General features: G+C 44.9%; 11 protein-coding genes and 1 riboswitch. Of the genes, 5 read left to right on the top strand and 6 right to left on the bottom strand.

The window, feature by feature from the left end; genetic code table 11:
* Positions 1-203 precede the first annotated feature (203 nt).
* Positions 204-3,269 carry an HD domain-containing phosphohydrolase gene (locus tag AC6I8U_RS23905; protein ID WP_498018799.1) on the top strand — a complete coding sequence of 1,022 codons (3,066 nt, stop codon included), beginning with the start codon at positions 204-206 and terminating at the stop codon, positions 3,267-3,269.
* Positions 3,270-3,292: 23 nt separating this feature from the next.
* On the opposite strand, the gene secF is transcribed toward AC6I8U_RS23905, so the two are convergent.
* The 3 genes from secF to AC6I8U_RS23890 all read right to left on the bottom strand — a co-directional run bounded on the left by secF (position 3,293) and on the right by AC6I8U_RS23890 (position 6,623).
* Positions 3,293-4,195 (bottom strand): protein translocase subunit SecF, encoded by a 903-nt coding sequence (secF, locus tag AC6I8U_RS23900; protein ID WP_394150350.1) that lies wholly within the window; start codon positions 4,193-4,195, stop codon positions 3,293-3,295.
* A 2-nt stretch (positions 4,196-4,197) separates the two neighbouring features.
* On the bottom strand, positions 4,198-6,024 hold the full coding sequence (gene secD / locus AC6I8U_RS23895; protein WP_498019645.1) for a protein translocase subunit SecD: 1,827 nt from the start codon (positions 6,022-6,024) through the stop codon (positions 4,198-4,200).
* A gap of 101 nt (positions 6,025-6,125) precedes the next feature.
* On the bottom strand, positions 6,126-6,623 hold the full coding sequence (locus tag AC6I8U_RS23890) for a hypothetical protein (RefSeq protein WP_498018798.1): 498 nt from the start codon (positions 6,621-6,623) through the stop codon (positions 6,126-6,128).
* A gap of 161 nt (positions 6,624-6,784) precedes the next feature.
* On the opposite strand from AC6I8U_RS23890, the gene AC6I8U_RS23885 reads away from it, so the two are divergent.
* Positions 6,785-7,186, top strand: a complete 402-nt coding sequence (locus tag AC6I8U_RS23885) for a hypothetical protein (protein ID WP_394150346.1) — start codon at positions 6,785-6,787, stop codon at positions 7,184-7,186.
* Positions 7,187-7,194: 8 nt separating this feature from the next.
* Here AC6I8U_RS23885 and AC6I8U_RS23880 read toward each other — a convergent pair whose 3' ends face one another.
* Entirely contained in the window at positions 7,195-7,869 is a 675-nt protein-coding gene (locus AC6I8U_RS23880; RefSeq protein ID WP_498018797.1) for a hypothetical protein, read from the bottom strand.
* Between the two features lie 295 nt (positions 7,870-8,164).
* Between AC6I8U_RS23880 and AC6I8U_RS23875 the strand changes: the two genes are divergently transcribed.
* Both AC6I8U_RS23875 and AC6I8U_RS23870 read left to right on the top strand, forming a co-directional pair.
* Positions 8,165-9,187 (top strand): phosphate/phosphite/phosphonate ABC transporter substrate-binding protein, encoded by a 1,023-nt coding sequence (locus tag AC6I8U_RS23875; RefSeq protein ID WP_498018796.1) that lies wholly within the window; start codon positions 8,165-8,167, stop codon positions 9,185-9,187.
* A 12-nt stretch (positions 9,188-9,199) separates the two neighbouring features.
* Positions 9,200-11,362 (top strand): bifunctional diguanylate cyclase/phosphodiesterase, encoded by a 2,163-nt coding sequence (locus AC6I8U_RS23870; protein ID WP_498018795.1) that lies wholly within the window; start codon positions 9,200-9,202, stop codon positions 11,360-11,362.
* 40 nt (positions 11,363-11,402) lie between these two features.
* Here AC6I8U_RS23870 and AC6I8U_RS23865 read toward each other — a convergent pair whose 3' ends face one another.
* Both AC6I8U_RS23865 and AC6I8U_RS23860 read right to left on the bottom strand, forming a co-directional pair.
* Positions 11,403-12,380, bottom strand: a complete 978-nt coding sequence (locus AC6I8U_RS23865; RefSeq protein WP_498018794.1) for a GGGtGRT protein — start codon at positions 12,378-12,380, stop codon at positions 11,403-11,405.
* 15 nt (positions 12,381-12,395) lie between these two features.
* Positions 12,396-13,088, bottom strand: a complete 693-nt coding sequence (locus AC6I8U_RS23860) for an iron-sulfur cluster assembly scaffold protein (RefSeq protein ID WP_394150339.1) — start codon at positions 13,086-13,088, stop codon at positions 12,396-12,398.
* Between the two features lie 116 nt (positions 13,089-13,204).
* Positions 13,205-13,268: riboswitch (Fluoride riboswitch) on the bottom strand.
* 330 nt (positions 13,269-13,598) lie between these two features.
* Between AC6I8U_RS23860 and AC6I8U_RS23855 the strand changes: the two genes are divergently transcribed.
* Positions 13,599-15,311, top strand: coding sequence for an ArnT family glycosyltransferase (locus AC6I8U_RS23855; RefSeq protein WP_498018793.1), 1,713 nt, complete (start codon positions 13,599-13,601; stop codon positions 15,309-15,311).
* Positions 15,312-15,799 lie beyond the last annotated feature (488 nt).

Here is a 15,799-nt window from a genome sequence, read left to right as displayed (position 1 = left end):
GAGGCCTTTTTTTTCTCTAACGTAAAGTTTCTCGTCTATAGTTAAAATTCAATAAGCTCAATAAATTAACGAATAAATGAGCGTCAGATTTTGCTTGCTGCTATAGGACGAAGTCCCTACCTATGGATACAAAAAAACGATCATTACAGAAGTTGTCAATTCGACGTGTCGTCGCGCTTTTAATCACATTAGCAATTACGATAATGGCTTTGATATCTGCTGCTGTTATTTACTCATTAACCAAAGAGCGTGAGATTGAGAGTACTCTGGAAACCTATCAACTTGTCTCTTCTGTGGTTTCCAGTCGACTTGAACAGTTCGATAGAGTGGGCCAACAAGCGGCATATCAACTGAGTTATTTGCTCAACTCGACCCCAAAAGGAAAGACACCGGCCGAGCTTATTGACTTGTTCGGGGCGGCATTTGTAGGTAACGAGTTTCTTCATAGCATCTATATTGGCTACGACAATGATGATTTTCTACAACTCTTCAATGTGAAACCAGAGTATATCGCGAAGCAACTGTCCTTACTCGACGATGAAACTTGGATGGTTGTCGCTCATGTCACTGTCGATGGTGAGCGGTTAAAAAGGACAAGATATTTCCTAAGTGATTTGACTGTGAGCCGTGAAACGGTAGAAATCAGTCACTATTATCCCACTCAACGTAACTGGTATTCGCAAGCTCAGAGCAACGCAAATACTGTACATAAAACAGCACCTTACCTATTTCACAATCTGCGTGTGCCGGGACAAACGTATTCCATCAGGCTCCCTGACCGCGATGCAGTGATTGGTGTCGATATCTCTTTGGCGTCACTTGGTGGACGGTTTGAAAACAGTTTAGAACAAATCGACCTGCTTCAAGAATCGAACATTTATGTCGTTGAATCAAATGGTAAAATGATCGCAGCTAGCACCTACGACTCAAAAAGCCGTGGTTTGCCACAAGTTACAGCAATGCCACTCACGGATGAAGAGATTACGCTGATTGTTGATTCCCCTCCCCTCCAACTTTCTAATCAATCGGACTGGGAGCCCTTAGACTTTACGATAGCGGGTGAACCATACGGTTTAACCGCCGCTCTCTTTACTCTCATCTCTGATGCAACAGGACTTCAGTTTCAGTTTGTGAATGGCAGAACTTGGGAGGAGCTCGTAGAAGACTACCGACTAGGAAAAGTAGACATTTTGCAGTCTGTGGCAGAGGGGAGTGACCTCGCAAACGAGCAGTTGGAGGGAGACACCCTCTACACTGTTAATTACGGACTCGCTACACGCTCCGATGAAGCAAAAATATCGAGCTTAGATAATCTTGGGGAAAGATATATCGGTGCAATTGCTGGTTGGAGCATCATGGACGCCATACAAGAGGCTTATCCAGACCTCACCATTTATTACTATGATTCCTACGAAGAGGCATTCAAAGATCTCACCTCGCAGCGTATCTCTGCTGTATTGGATATCGCCGAAGTGTTGCAAACTAAAGTAGAACGCATCAAACACCAAGGTATATCACTACAGATTTTAGAGCCACATCGCCTATTGCCCAATCGCTTTACCTATCTAGCAAAAAAAGACCTGGAACCCTACGTTGCCCTCATCAATAAGAGCCTAACACACTTAGAGGAAACCGGAGTCGTCGCACGGCTTAAAGCTAAATGGTTCGAGACGCCCAGCGAGAGCTACGGTCACTTCGCAAACCAAACTATCCTCGATAAACTCTCACAGCCAAAGTACTTTGGCACCATTAGTCAAGCCACTATAGAGGGTATCCCACACTTCATTTATCTTGATAAAGTAAGCAGTGAACCAAATGAATATTTAATTATCTCTATCCCGACACAGAATATCCTTGAAAAGGCTTATCGCTACGTTGCCGTCAACGTTATGTGGATATTAGGCACACTGATCATCGTGCTCCCGATAGCATGGTTTGCGAGTACGCCGCTCTCCACACCTATCAAGCGCCTCGTTATCGAGACTAAAAAGATAAAACACAGGCAATACAACAAAGTTGCCGTCCATAAAAACTCTATCTCCGAGCTAAATGACCTGTCCACCTCTATCTACGATATGGCTCAGTCGCTCGAGCAGTTCCAGCGTTCTCAAGATGAGTTTATTGAGTCAGTTATCCAATTGGTCGCGAAAACCATCGATGATAAGTCTCCTTATACAGGAGCGCACTGTTTGCGCGTGCCAGAACTCGCTCTCATGTTGGTTCAAGCAGCTGAACAGGATAAATCTAAGGCGTTCAGAGCGTTCCGATTTGAAAATGAAGATCAGCGCCGAGAGTTCAGAATCGCCGCTTGGCTTCACGACTGCGGAAAAATCACAACACCCGAGTACGTGGTTGATAAAGGCACCAAGCTAGAGACTAATTACAATCGGATTAATGAGGTCCGAATGCGTTTTGAAGTACTGTGGCGTGACGCAGAAATCGAGGTGTTAAAGCGGCAGCTTAATGAACCCGAGAGCATTGGGCCACTCATGGCTCAACTCGACGTTCGTAAAAAAGAGCTCATGACTCAATTTGATTTTGTCGCAAAAACCAACGTCGGCGGCGAGTTCTTAAGTGATGAAGACAAACAAAAACTAAATGACATTGGTGGCCAGACTTGGGTAAGGCACTTTGATGACCGATTAGGGTTATCCCCAGTTGAAGAGCTCCGCATGCCTAAAGAGCGACCTACATTGCCAACCACTGAAACATTGCTCAGTGACAAAGTCCAGCATGTCATCAAACGCACAGCTGAGGTGACATTCCCACCTGAACTAGGAATTAAAGTCGATGTACCCGAGCATCAATATAATCTGGGCGAGCTGCACAACTTGTCGATTTCTCGGGGTACGCTCACACCTGAAGAGCGTTACAAGATCAATGAACATATGATTACTGGGATAAAGATGCTAGATAGCATTCCTTTCCCAGACTACCTTCAAAATGTCCCTCGTATTGCTACTACGCACCACGAGACAATGAAAGGCACCGGTTATCCAAGAAAGCTTAAAGGAGAGGAACTCTCTATCCCTGAGCGCATTCTCGCTGTCGCCGATATATTTGAAGCATTAACCGCTGGAGATCGACCATACAAGAAAGCGAAGACGATAAGCCAGTCATTGAACATTCTTCATAAAATGGCGCTAGATGAGCACGTGGATATAGAGGTATTCCGGTTGTTTATACGCAATAAAATCTATCTTAAGTATGCGGAGCGATTTCTATCTGAAGAGCAAATCGATGAAGTCGATGAAAGCCAATACCTCTAATTGAGGTATTGGCTAATTGAGCGTTAAGGGGCGGTGTCTATCTCGACTGGAAGATAGTGTTTTCCTTCTAAGTGCAACCACTCAGGGATCACTGTACCCATCGAAATGGATGACCAAGTACCTGAGAAGATACCGATAAACATTGCCGTTGCAAACCCTTGCAATGCATCACCGCCTAGTAACCAAAGCGCTCCGACCGTTATCAATGTCGTACCCGAAGTCACCATGGTTCTCGCGAATGTCGCAATGACAGCTTGGTCACTGACATCAGCCGTTCTCTCGTTTGGCTTGAGTTTTAGAATCTCACGAATGCGGTCCGCAATAATGATCGAGTCATTTAGGGAGTAACCCAAAATCGCTAATATCGCCGCAAACACGGTTAGGTTGAACTCCATTTGCGTTAAGGCAAAAAAGCCCAAAACCAGCACGACATCATGAAGTAACGCGGCCAGTGCACCACTTGCCAAACGCCATTCAAACCGAAAGCTTAGATAACCTAAAATACAGAGCAAACATACCAGTAACGCTAGACCACCTTGGTCATAAAGCTCTTGGCCCACCTGTGCTCCTACTATGCTGTCACTTACGATGGTTGAGCTTGGATAGGCATCGGCTAGAGCTTGTTTAAATGCGTTGTGCTTCTCCGCACCTTGATCTGCCGCATAGCGAATCGTCCAACGCCCCTCTTCTCCAGACTTAGTTACAGAGATGCCCTCACCTAGCACTGGCGTTAATGTATCTCGCAGTTCACTTTGTGTAGTCGCGCTAGAAAGTTGTACTTCCGAAACAACACCGCCAGTAAAATCTAGGCCAAAGTTCAGCCCTCGCATAGCAACGGCCGCGATAGACAGCACCACTAATGCAATTGATAACACGTTGGTTAAATAACGAATACGTCGAATATTAGTCTTAAAGAAATCTTTCATGCTTAAACCCTCACCTCACGACGAGTGTCGCGCCCCCAAATTAAGTTAATGATTGCGCGGGATGCAAAGATCCCTGTAAACATACTGGTTAGCAGACCAAGCCCGAGTGTTAGTGCAAAACCCTGAATAGGGCCATTACCAATGGCATAGAGAATCACGGCTGTGATCATGGTCGTGATGTTGGCATCAAGAATAGTGGCAACTGCCGAATTGAATCCTTGATCAATGGCCTGTGCAAAACTTCTGCCTTCAGCAACCTTATCTCGGATGCGTTCAAAGATGAGCACGTTGGTATCCACAGCCATGCCCACTGTTAGTACCAAACCGGCAATGCCAGGTAGCGTCAATACCGCCCCTGGCACAAGAGCTATCAGTCCTAATAGACATGACATGTTTAGTATTAACGCGACGTTAGCAACCCAACCTAAACGGCGATACCAAAGCGCCATAAACGTGAGAGTAAGACCTAAACCGAGCGCTAGTGCAGCAAAGCCATTTTGAATGTTCTCAGCACCTAGAGAGGCGCCAATAGTGCGTTCTTCTACAATCGTGACAGGTGCGGTTAATGAACCTGCTCGCAGCAACAATGCCAACTGCTGCGCCTCTTCGAGATCACCAGAGCCTGTAATTCGGAACTGGCTTCCTAACTGAGATTGTATCGTTGCGACACTAATGACTTTCTCATTACGCTCAGTTTCGCCGCGCGCATTAACACCATATTCTCGATACACTGTCACCATCGGTTTACCAATATGAGTCGCCGAGAAATCGCTCATCTTCTTACCACCAGCATGGTCGAGAGAAATATCCACTTCAGGGCGATGCATTTGGTCAAAACCAACGCGAGCATTGACGATGTGTTCACCGGTCAGCACAGGCTTCTTCACAAGCGTAACCAATTTTCCTTGGTCATCTTTGATTTTTAGTGTTGAGATAGGATTTGATGATGTGCTCACTTCATGAAACGCAAGGCTTGCCGTCGCACCAATGACGCGTTTGGCCAACGATGGATCTTGAACACCCGGCAGTTCAATTCGGATACCAGTACTGCCTTGACGCTGCACCAATGCCTCGGTAATGCCCAGCTCTTCAATGCGCTGACGCATGATTTTAAGGTTTTGCTGCATGGTCAACGTTTCAAATTCTGTGTACGACTGCGCTCGCATTGAAATGGAAAGCGCGTCACCCTCGCCTTTTGCCTGCCATTCAGGGTAATTTGCATTGATGAATTTACGAACGGCAATCTCACTCTCTTTTTCGTTAGATGTAACGAGAATGCCCGTGTGCTGGTCGGCTCTAACAGTGACACCAAAAACTCGTTCTTTACGAAGTTCAGTTTTAATTTCATCAATAACAGCATCACGCTGCTCTGAAACTGCCTGATCAACATCGACATTGAGTAAGAATTGCACCCCTCCACGCAAGTCAAGACCAAGCTTTATTGGCGTAAAGCCCATCGACTGCAACCACTGAGGCGCCACAGAGGTATAGGAATAAGACATGGTATCGTCTTTGCCGACCCACTCGCCTAGCACGTTTCGAGCCTTGGTTTGGTCAACTTCATTGTCAAAGACGAGTTGAGCCACATTGTTTTCAAGCTTAATAGACTTAGAGTCTACACCCTGCCCTTCAAGTAGCGAGCTAAGTTTAAATGGGCTATTTAAGTGCTCGTTGGTTTGACTCAATTTGATTTCAATAGCAGGTTTCTCGCCAAACCATGAAGGCATGGCACTCAGTGCCAACATGACACAAGTAACGATTAAAACCAGATACTTCCAAGTGGAATAATGGTTTAGCACTGCTCTAGATTGTTTTTTTGTACGCATAATGTTTCCTCAGCCTCTAGAAACTGAAAATAAAATAGAACCAAGCTCAAAGCTCCCACGACAAATTGTGCGCGAGCATGAACGTTTTATTCAGATAATGGAGATTATGCGTAGAGTGAGTTTAAGTAGACGTAGAGGGTATTTCCGTCTTTCCAGCCACTAAGTCGGTGCTGCGACGATGCATAACGGAAATAAAAAGGTGTGAGTAGTCGAGTCGTCCCATTGACAGCGAATTGCTCTAAGTAGCAAGGGGCACCAAAGTCAGCAACTTGTGTGTAGTGCGGTGTTTCTTGCTCTCGAGATTCATGGCCGCCACCAATCCATCGCCAAGATGACAGAATACCTTGAGCATCATGCTCACCAAAAGAGTTCGAGGTTGGTCGAGTTGGTTTATTCGGTTTTGACTGGCGCTGGTTTAGCTTGTTTGCAAGCCGAGATGAAGGTTCATGCGATATGGCTAGGAAATGATTATATGACGACGATTGCCACGTGGTTCCCGCTGTATCAAGCCTAGTATCCTTTATATCAGACGCAGCAATTCCCATTGGCGCGAAAAACGCGACAATCAAAGATAGGAAAAACGACAAACGGAACTGACTCAAAAGGAAAAACCAATATTAGTTGAAGATCTGAATTATGTTCCCATACTTCTTCAAAGACAAATAAAAAAAGCTAAAACATAGGTTGGTAAATTAGCAGTCATCTTGAGGTAACAAAGCTAAGCAACTATATTCAAAAAAACAGTGGTGGAATGGAGTTGGCAATGGAACTGTCAAAGAATGAAAGACTTACCTTGGTCAAGTACGCACTCGGTGTGTTGGACGGCTGGGGCGCGTCGAATGAACAAACAGAAGCTATCTTAGAGCTATCAAAAGAACAGCACGCGCGACTAAAAGTGACGCCGGCTACTGTACCTATTGGACCCTCTACGTTTGAGCGCGTCCACCTCATCGTAGAAATCGACGGTCTATTACGAACCGCATTCGAAAGCTCTCACTTTATCAATAATTTCATCAACGTCAGAAACAACTCAACCGTTTTCAATGGCTATGCGCCCATTGAGCACATCGAGCACGGTGATCTCACGGCGATAAAACGTCTAAAACAGTGCGTAAGAGACATGGCTAGAGCCGCAGAGAAAGAACGAGATCAATCTCCTTGGTAACTCCCAGGTTAGAACACTTCACCACTTGCCACATTCAAGTAGATCTTGTGTTCGGTTTCTATTCCGCCGCAGTAGGTGAAGTACACACTATCCTGGTGATTGATTGATTTTATCCAACCACCAACTTCCTCAAAGTCAGCAAGGCGACATCGACGTTGTCGAATAAGCTTAGTACTCGCATCGAGAAAGGCTTCTTGATAGCTCATATAGTTGTCACTGTTTTCGATGTAATCTTTGAGTACATCTAGCCAAACTTTCCCCTCTAGCTTAACTTGCTTAGTAGAGAGTGACGTTGAATCAACCCATTGCGATACTTCTTCAGCGCCCTCTTCTAACTGGTAAATTGGCGCTATACGTATCCAGTCACCGCGTCTTTCCATGACACTTAAACGCTCACCATAATAGGCAATACCATCGGGCACAGAGTTGGTTTCTGGCTGGGTGTAGACGGTTTCCGAAGCTCGTGAAACGTAATAATGAGTCGGTAAAGGAGCTGGTGCAGGAGTGGGCTCTTCAATCGTTGTTGGCTCAACGACACTATCGGCAACCGTTTCTTGACGTGCTTCGTTTTTCGCTACGGGTTCATCTTGATCAAAGTAACCCAAGTAATAGGCGACAGCAGCACCTATACTAAGCAGTACCGTCAACGCCCCAAGTGCCATTGCTATTTTCTTCAAACTCATTTACCTGCTTTCTTTTTTGACGCACCTCTGTATCGGCGTGATTGCCAAAGAGTTTAATTGATTGTGGTTTGAGTGGGCATGCAGATCGTCAATAAATGGGCTCAAGTCGATGAATATGAAAAATTTTTCTCGCCACTTACATTCACGCGCGAAATGTTTATGTTAACATTTCTCATTATAACAACGACTAAACTATCAACAACGCCAATGCTAGTACTACATATAGATAACAATAATAAGCACTTACTACACGATCTACAGCCATTCTCTGCGTCAAAATTTTCAATCGTGATGTGTGATTAAGCTCGAATGTCGAGAGCTATCACCTAATATACCCTTAATAAGATTACATAAAGCGGATACTGCGCGTATGAAGTATATCTTTTGCCTTATTCTAACCATGACGCTTACTTTAAGCAGTCAAGGTTTTGCTGCACCCTCAAATCATGATGCCAAGAACCAAACCTTTACTATCGGCGTCTTGAGCAACAAAGCACGTAAACATATCGTTTTCTCATCCCCACTTGCAAAATATGTGAGCCAAGGGCTCACTGACTATGGTTATACCAGCGGTCGCGTAAAAGTCACCGACTCTATCTTTGAGCTTGGTCAATGGTTGGAAAACGGCGAAATCGATATGGTATCGGAGACACTTTTTGCTGCTCTAAAACTTCAAGAAGATTACCAGGGAGACATTGTTCTGCGCCGATGGAAAAAAGGTCAACCAGAGTATCAGACCGTATTTTTTGCGAGAAAAGATAGCGGTATCCAGTCTCTTGATGATCTCTATGGAAAAATCCTAGTCCTAGAAGATAGAAGCTCCACGTCTGGATTCTACTTGCCGGTTCAGAGCTTACTGAAGCATAAACTAGAAGTAACCCCTCATTTTTCACTTCCCAAAGCACCAACAGCGGATAAAGTTAATATAGTACTGGCTTCAGATGTTTTGCGTAGAGCAGACGAAATTTCGCTTTCAACATGGGTCGCCCACTCTCAAGCCGATGTTGGCGCGTTTGCCAACACGAACTGGGAAGATTCAGAGGATATGCCACCTCATATTAAGCCAGGAATGGAAATTATTCATCGCACTGAATTTGTCCCCCGTAGCGTTATTTTACTTCGAGGTGATTTAGACGCAAATGTACGCTCTGCAATCATCGAGACCCTGGTGAATGCCAACAAATCAGAGGAAGGAAAAGCTGCGCTTTATAAATTTCAAAAAACCACAAAGTTTGATCGTTTGTCGAAAGAGCGGTTACAGTCTTTAGCAGACTACAACCAATCCCGAGTTCAAATAGAACAGTTATGGTTAAATTAGGTTGGTTATAAGATGAAGTTAAACTTAAGACTACAAGGGCAGTATATGCTAGTGACCTTTGCGCTAGCCGTAGTCATGACGTTGACCAGTGCTGCAGTGCACCTTTGGCTATCGTCAAACCACTCTGAAAGGCTGTTGCAAGAACTCACCGTTCAAAACAGTAAGACATTTAGAACCGAACTAAGTAAGCGTGCAACTCAAATGTCAACATACCTTGCTGAGGCTATGTTCGACCCACTTTACATGTATAACCTTGAAGAAGCAGGTTACCTAATCGAGCCTTTGCTTCAGATGGAAGAAATTGAGCACCTGATTATTTTCGACAAGAAAGGCAACGTCTTTCATGATGGAGACTCTTCTTTAGAGCAACTAGGAAGGCCTGTTAACTTCGCTGTTGATGTAAAGCAAGTTATAACGAATGGCAAACCGATTCATATGTTTATGGAATCAAGCCTAGTCGTTATTCGCCCTATTCGAGCTGCCGATGAAACTATCGGTGGGATTTACCTAGAAATGTCTCTAGACAAGGTGGATAACGAAATATCTGCCATGGCTACGCTTATTGAAGCGACAAATAAGCGATCTCAAGATGCGCTATATGTCGGAGTGTTGGCTGCAGCGGTTCTGCTTCTGTCACTATCTGGATTAATGGCCGCTATAATATCGAGAAGATGGAGCCGCCCACTTGTTCAGCTTACCAAGCAAGCCGAGTCTATCGGGCGCGGTGATTTCAAACTTGCTCAGACGATGAATAGCGAGGAGCGACAAGACGAAATCGGCAATTTGACCCTCGCTGTGCAATCGATGGCGACCAAACTTGAGCATCGTACGCAAAAGATTTCTCACTTAGCTTATCACGATGCACTCACGGATTTACCCAACCGCACGCGTTTCATTCAGCATTTGCAAGGGACTATCAAGTCGTATCCAGCAACGTCATTTAGCGTACTCTTCCTCGACCTTGATGAGTTTAAGGTCGTCAATGATAACTATGGCCATGACAGTGGCGATTTCCTGCTTATGCGCATTGCAGAGAAACTCACCCGCTGTGCACGAGAAATTACCAATGATCATCCGTTAACCATGATTTCCCGCATCGGCGGGGATGAATTCCTAATGCTGATTCCACATCTAAAAACAACAGAAGATGTCGACGCTGTTGTTAAGAAGATTTTCTTAGCGGTACGATCCCCAATTCTGATGGAAAATGAAGAGCTTGTTGTGGGTGGTAGTATCGGCATCGCTCGCTACCCAAGGAATGGAAAGACAGCTGAAGACCTAATCAAGAATGCAGATATTGCCATGTACCGCGCAAAAGCTGATGGCAAAAACACACATAAAGTATTCACACCCAAGATGTTCAAGTCTGTTGTACATCGCGCCAATATTGAAAGGGAGCTACGCCGCTCACTCGCGGATTTGCAACAGTTTGAATTATGGTTCCAGCCTCTTGTGTGTCTTAAAACAGGACGGGTTATGGGTGCTGAGTCCTTAGTGAGATGGCGTCATCCAACCCTTGGTATCGTTCCTCCTGGTGATTTTATTCCTATTGCCGAAGAAACCGCTATGATTCTGCCTCTAGGTCAGTGGCTAATTGAACGCTTGTGCTTTCAAATTCAGCAATGGATGCCCTATTTCTCACACGACTTCCATGTTTCGATCAATATTTCATCCAAACAGCTCTATCGTCAGAATTTAGTAGAGATGTTCGCGTTTTACATGGAGAAATACCATGTGCCACCGCACACCATTCGTATGGAAATTACTGAGAGCTTGCTGTTACAAGATGAAGATGAGGCAGAAAGGACGTTAAAGGCCATCCGTGCGAGTGGCATCGAAGTTTGGCTTGACGACTTTGGTACTGGTTATTCATCGCTTAGCTACCTACGCCGATTTACTGTCGATGGCATCAAGATAGATCAGTCTTTTGTCAGGGACATTATCGCTGATTCTAAAGACCAACAGCTCGTTCAAGCTATGGTTGCAATGGCAAATAACCTTGATCTACTCGTCGTAGCTGAAGGGATTGAAACGCTTGAACAAGCGGAAAAACTCGCACAAATTGGCTGTGAGGTGGGACAAGGTTTCTACTTTGATAAACCTATGCCGGTCGATGATTTTGTGCGAAGGCTAATTAACGAGAGTAACTCTAACGTCGTAGAGTTCAAGGTGTAGGAACAAGGGCATTCTTTCTTATCGAATGCCCTTAGTTATTCTATTGACGGTTTAAATGTTGGTCGACCTCAACGGCTAACGCCACCGATGCCCCTACCATTGGGTTATTGCCCATTCCGATAAAGCCCATCATGGCAACGTGAGCCGGTACCGATGAGCTACCAGCAAATTGCGCATCGGCATGCATTCGACCCATTGTATCTGTCATACCGTAGCTTGCTGGACCCGCTGCCACGTTGTCTGGGTGAAGAGTTCGACCTGTACCGCCTCCTGATGCCACCGAGAAATATTTTTTGCCCAAAGCAAGACGCTCTGATTTATAAATACCGGCGACCGGGTGTTGGAATCGCGTAGGGTTAGTTGAGTTTCCGGTGATACTGACATCAACATTCGCCTCGTGCATGATAGCCACACCCTCACGAACATCATCCGCCCCATAACATAGAATTTCTCCACGCTCACCTTGGCTAAAGCGCTTACGGCTCACTTCTTCAAGTTCACCCGTTTCATAATGATATTGGGTTTTAACGTAGGTGAATCCATTGATTCTAGAGATCAAATAAGCAGCATCTTTACCTAGCCCGTTTAATACGACTTTTAGCGGTGATGTTCGAGATTTATTGGCGTTCAATGCAATTTTGATCGCGCCCTCTGCCGCAGCAAATGACTCATGACCGGCTAAAAAAGCAAAACACTGAGTTTCTTCGCTAAGAAGTCTTGCAGCCAACGCACCATGACCAAGACCAACTTCGCGCTGTGACGCAACACTTCCCGGCTTACAAAATGCCTGAAGCCCTTCACCGATACTCAGCGCAGCCTGTTGAGCATTATTTGCCTGACGATACAGAGCGAGTGCACCACCCAATGTATACGCATTGCAAGCGTCTTCAAACGCGATGGGTTGTGTCTCTAAAACGAGTTTCTTTGGATCGATATCTTGCTCTAAGCAGTATTGGTAGGCTTGATCTAATGTATCGAAGCCCATTTCATTTAATAGTGATTGTTTAGTGATTGGCATAATAGGTACCTCAGCTTAGTCTTGACGTGGATTAACGGTTTTTACAGCTTCATCAAAGCGGCCATAACGCCCTGTAGCGTTTGCCACCGCCTCTTGAGCAGGTATGCCCTTACCCACATCTGCCATCATTTTCCCTAAGTTAAGGTATTCATAGCCGATAATTTCATTGTCTTCGTCTAGTGCAAGCTGCGTGACATAACCTTCAGCGACTTCCATGTATCTTGGACCTTTCGCACGCGTCGAGTAGCTTGTACCAACTTGACTTCGCTGAGTTTTGCCTAGATCTTCAAGCGCAGCCCCTACCTCAAGCCCCCCTTCAGAGAACGCCGACTGAGTTCGACCATAGGCGAACTGCAAAAATATCTCGCGCATCGCAACGTTAATCGCGTCACAAACTAAATCTGTGTTCATCGCTTCAAGAATGGTTTTACCTGTAAGGATTTCCGACGCCATTGCGGCAGAGTGTGTCATACCAGAGCAGCCGATGGTCTCTATTAAGACCTCCTCTACAATGCCGTTTTTAACATTGAGGGTGAGCTTGGCTGCGCCTTGTTGAGGTGCGCACGCGCCAACACCATGGCTAAGACCAGAGATAGCAATCACGTCTTTTGGGTTTAACCAACGACCTTCGACAGGAATAGGTGCAGATGGATGCAGTGCCCCTTGCTGAATTGGACACATTGATTGAATTTCTTGAGAGTATTGCATTGTGTTTTCCTATGACGGGAAAACAGGCGTAGGAATCGGCTTATGAACTACAGTCAGTGGTCGACAGAACCAGTCCCACGCAATAATAACGCATAGACAAGTTACACCTGTTTTCTGAAACTGTAGGAGTCATCAGCCAAATGGCGGTTAAGTAGGTGGAACCCCATCACCTTGGGTACAATAGTAGATCTAAGTCACATTTCAATGCAATAGTTCGGGCTAGAACAATTCGTCATAATTATTGGATTCTTTATATCATCACTTTGTAAGTATCGTCATATCAAATGTTACAAAAACAACGTATAAATACATTCAATTGGTCGGTATTCTCCCGTCAAATTAACGTTAAATCTATCCAAAAAAAGTATAAAATTCATACACAAAGTATTGATACCCACATACTAGGACTTAGAATTTAGCACTTTTAACTTATAGAAAATTTTAGCATTAGGTTCGCGTTCTAGTTTTAGCTTTAATTTTGGTAGTACGCAGCATAATTGGAGAAACAAAGTGTCAACAACACAAACTGAAGACCAAAATCAGAGTTGGAAATTCATTCTTCTGCTCGCCATCGTCACCGTGGTATTCAGTGGTCTATTCGATCATGACATCTGGACACCAGATGAGCCCAGAGTCGCTGCGATTATTCACAGTATGTACCTAACTGGTGACTATATTATCCCTCAATTCGCAGGGATCTCATTTGTCGAGAAGCCACCCGTTTTCTTTATTATTTCGACTCTATTTGTGCACGCAACGGGTCTCGATGCCATCATGGCAGGCCGTTTAGCACTCGCTATACTGTGCTTAGGCTCACTCGCAGCGACCTATCGCATCGCCTATCTGTTCAAAGGAGAAAACTTTGCTTGGGTCGCGCTGGCCGTACTGGGCACACTTGAAGGGTTTGTACTGAATTTCCATTGGCTCCGTGTCGACGCCGCGCTTATGTTTACTACTATTGCAGCTATTTGGGCATTCAGTGAAGCCTATTTGCGACAAAAACTGGGCTTTCTCGTTGTCGCTGGTGCATTCACTGGTCTCGCATTCTTAAGCAAAGGACCCGTTGCGATCGTTCTCTGTATTGGTCTTGCTTGGGTTCCGTTGATCAGCAGAGCTGTGTATCTTCGTAAGCAGTTCCCAGAACAAGCAGCACCGATGGGACAGTTTGTTCTGATGCATGTTATTGGTATCGCTGCCATGTGTTTGGTTGCCGCAAGCTGGATCTATCCTTTCTATAAGGCCGCGTCACCAGAACTTTGGAAGGCATGGTTCTGGGATAATCAAGTAGGTCGCCTAACTGGCTCCGCAACCAATACCCTTGGGCACAACCACGCGGGTAAACCCTTTTATTATGTCAACGGTATCCTAGAATACGGCGCCCCTTGGACACCTCTATTATTGCTATGGCTCGGACATTTCATTTACAAGCTTCGCCAACCAAAGCAGCTTACTTGGATTGATGGCTTCTTGGCGTTTTGGTTTACCCTGGCGATATTTGTTTTATCTTATTCAGTAACCAAGCGTTCAATGTATCTGGCACCCTTGATGCCGCTGTTCGCTCTTATTATCGCTGACGCGCTCCTCACCTTCTCGGGTAAATGGTTTGATTGGTATCGTCGTGGATGGATGGCACTAATGTCATTCGTCTTGGTGGCTTTCGCTGTTGTCCCTCTATGGGCTAACTTACTACCTCAGGAGAAAATCCCTGAAGCACTAATGGAATGGCTAAATACTTGGCACCTAGTTGCCTTAATTCCATTGATTGCTATTGCACTAATGCTGGTTGTTGAGCGCAAACTTTGGCCACAATGGACAAAGATGGCGATAGTGACGGCGCTATTTTTCTCGAGCGCATTTACGTACTTGTTCCCAGCTATCGATATTGCTAAAGATATGAAGCCTGATCTTCAAGCATTTGTTGAACAAGTACCAGAACAGAAGCGTGACCGTATCGCGAGTTACCATTTTTCGGAAACCATGACCTCTATATTCTTCCTTTATCACGACTGGGCAGTCCCACAGGTTGATCGTGCGCGTGCTCAAGATATTCTTGATGGTGTCGACCCGGATTACGACTATCTTCTGCTTGATAGAAGTAATTCTCTTCAAGATATTGTGACATTTGCCGGATTTAGACCCGACACTCAAATCGACATACTGGCGAAAGGTACGCCGAGAAGTGACAAAGTCAGAGACGCCGTGTTCTGGCTCTCCGGGAAATAGCAAAGACCCATTTGAAAGCTCCTGCATCCTCGTGGACAGGGGCTTTTTTTCGATTTATTTAAGATTTAGATCACATCTCTGAATGCACCTAATGAAAGCCAAAGCAACGGGTTAACAATACGTTACAAAATACCAACTCCGGATCAACCTAGTTTCAATCAGTTAAAAGTCAGCACCAGTAATCTGATATACCAAACCAATAGTAGCTTGATTGATATAGCCTCTTTCCATTGGAATCTAATCGAATAACGCACTATGATGTGCGCACAATAAAGATACAAACACCGCTGTTTGACCGATTGTTGCAAGTTTTAAGGCTAAATTGTCACAATAAACAGGTAAGATAGCGGTACAAAACAGATACAACAACGTCACAGGCTCACTAACATGTTCGAACAGAAACAATTTGAATTAATGAAGAACACTCTTGAGGGAAAGGTAAAAAACATTGATGTTATCCCTTGCTGCAGCAAGGAATCTCTCATGGA

Source organism: Vibrio sp. KUL80, from assembly GCF_059725495.1.
This window is presented reverse-complemented; position numbering and strand designations above follow the sequence as displayed.

What these genes read in the sequence shown, in the direction of transcription:
- AC6I8U_RS23905 (WP_498018799.1), top strand. Translation starts at nt 204, where the DNA reads ATGGCTTTGATATCTGCTGCTGTTATTTACTCATTAACCAAAGAGCGT.
- AC6I8U_RS23885 (WP_394150346.1), top strand. Translation starts at nt 6,785, where the DNA reads ATGGAACTGTCAAAGAATGAAAGACTTACCTTGGTCAAGTACGCACTC.
- secF (WP_394150350.1), bottom strand. Translation starts at nt 4,195, where the DNA reads ATGAAAGATTTCTTTAAGACTAATATTCGACGTATTCGTTATTTAACC.
- AC6I8U_RS23880 (WP_498018797.1), bottom strand. Translation starts at nt 7,869, where the DNA reads ATGAGTTTGAAGAAAATAGCAATGGCACTTGGGGCGTTGACGGTACTG.
- AC6I8U_RS23865 (WP_498018794.1), bottom strand. Translation starts at nt 12,380, where the DNA reads ATGCCAATCACTAAACAATCACTATTAAATGAAATGGGCTTCGATACA.
- AC6I8U_RS23860 (WP_394150339.1), bottom strand. Translation starts at nt 13,088, where the DNA reads ATGCAATACTCTCAAGAAATTCAATCAATGTGTCCAATTCAGCAAGGG.
- AC6I8U_RS23870 (WP_498018795.1), top strand. Translation starts at nt 9,200, where the DNA reads ATGAAGTTAAACTTAAGACTACAAGGGCAGTATATGCTAGTGACCTTT.